The organism is Aeromonas sp. QDB54 (assembly GCF_027707385.1).
GTDB lineage: Bacteria > Pseudomonadota > Gammaproteobacteria > Enterobacterales > Aeromonadaceae > Aeromonas > Aeromonas hydrophila.
On sequence record NZ_JAPCIT010000069.1, the window covers coordinates 1 to 1668 of the forward strand.

At 59.7% G+C, this 1668-nt stretch carries 1 protein-coding gene; it reads left to right on the plus strand.

What is annotated here, in order from left to right:
• The first annotated feature begins 79 nt into the window (after positions 1-79).
• Positions 80-1632 (plus strand): IS3 family transposase gene (locus tag PG881_RS23820; protein ID WP_113736295.1). Its coding sequence is split into 2 segments (ribosomal slippage): positions 80-542 and positions 542-1632, totalling 1554 coding nucleotides; the frame shifts between segments, so codons are not numbered across the junction.
• Positions 1633-1668 lie beyond the last annotated feature (36 nt).

A 1668-nucleotide genomic window follows, 5' to 3' on the forward strand; every position in this document is an offset into this window, starting at 1 on the left:
CCGCCCCCGGTGTCAGAATAGTTGTCGCCTGACCTGAACCATTTAAAAGTGAAGACCGGGGGCGGATAAAGAGTGTCGAATGGCTCGTTATTCAAGTGAGCGTAAGGCCGCTTTGCTCAAGAAGCTGCTGCCTCCCATCAATATGTCGGTTGCTGAGTTGGCTCGTCAGGAAAACATTAGCGAGGTCACTCTGTATAATTGGCGCAAACAAGCCAAAGACGGAGGGGCTCCTGTGCCCGGGGACAACAAACTGACCGATGAATGGCCGGCCGAGGCCAAGTTCGCCGTCGTGCTGGAAACCGCTGCGCTTTCCGAGATTGAACTCAGTGAGTATTGCCGCCGCAAGGGGCTCTACCCCGAGCAGGTCCAGCAATGGCGCCAAGCCTGTATTCTGGGCCAGCAATCCGCTCGTGCTCTACAGCAGGCCGAGAAGGCACAGTCCAAGGCGGACAAGAAGCGCATCCGGCAACTAGAGCAAGAGTTGCGTCGTAAAGACAAGGCCCTGGCCGAGGCGGCAGCTCTGCTGATATTGCAAAAAAAGCTCGATGCCTACTGGAGCAACGTCGACGAGGCCGATTGACCTCGTTGCCAGAGCGGCAGCAATACGTTGCATGGTGGCGCGAAGCGCTTGAAGCTGGCGCCCGCAAGCATCCTGCGGCCGAGGTGTTGGGGCTGAGTCTGCGCACGCTCCAGCGCTGGTTGGCCGAGCCTGAGCTGAGTGCCGATGGGCGGCCGGATGCGGTTCGCCCTACGCCAGCCCATGCCTTGAGTCCAGAGGAGCGGCAGGCCGTGCTGGACGTCTGCAATAGCCAGGAGTTCGCCTCGTTGCCGCCGAGTCAAATCGTACCACGGCTGGCCGACCAAGGGCGTTACTTGGCCAGCGAGTCGAGCTTCTATCGCATCTTGCGGGCGGCTGACCAGCAGCACAGGCGTGGCCGGAGCCAGCCACCGCGTCATGTGCCGGCACCAACCAGTCATGCCGCGACCGGGCCCAATCAAGTGTGGTCCTGGGATATCACCTACTTGCCGTCACTCGTGCGCGGCCAGTATTACTACCTCTATCTGATAGAGGACATCTACAGCCGCAAAGGGGTGGGCTGGGAAGTGCATGAGCAAGAGTGCGGTGAACAAGCGGCGGCGTTGCTGCAACGGAGCGTCATCCGCGAGCAGTGCTGGAAGCAGCCGCTGGTCTTGCACTCGGACAACGGCGCGCCGATGAAGTCGGTCACGCTGCTGACCAAGATGTATGATCTGGGTGTCACGCCCTCGCGGGGACGGCCTCGGGTCAGCAACGATAATCCGTACTCGGAGTCATTGTTCCGGACGCTGAAGTACTGTCCGCAGTGGCCATCAGACGGCTTTGCCAGTCTGGATGCGGCCAGGGAGTGGGTACGTGACTTTATGACTTGGTATAACGAAGAGCACCGGCATAGCCGTATCCGCTTCGTCACCCCCAACGAGCGGCATCGGGGCGAAGATAAAGCGCTGCTGGCGAAACGGGATGCGGTGTATCAGGCGGCCCGAGCGCGACATCCAACCAGGTGGAGTGGCAAGACGCGAGATTGGACACCGATCGGTGCCGTGATGCTGAATCCTGATAGGTCCGAACCAGAGCAAAAACAGGCAGTTTAAAACAGGTTTACGCGACAACTATCTTGAAAAACGCCG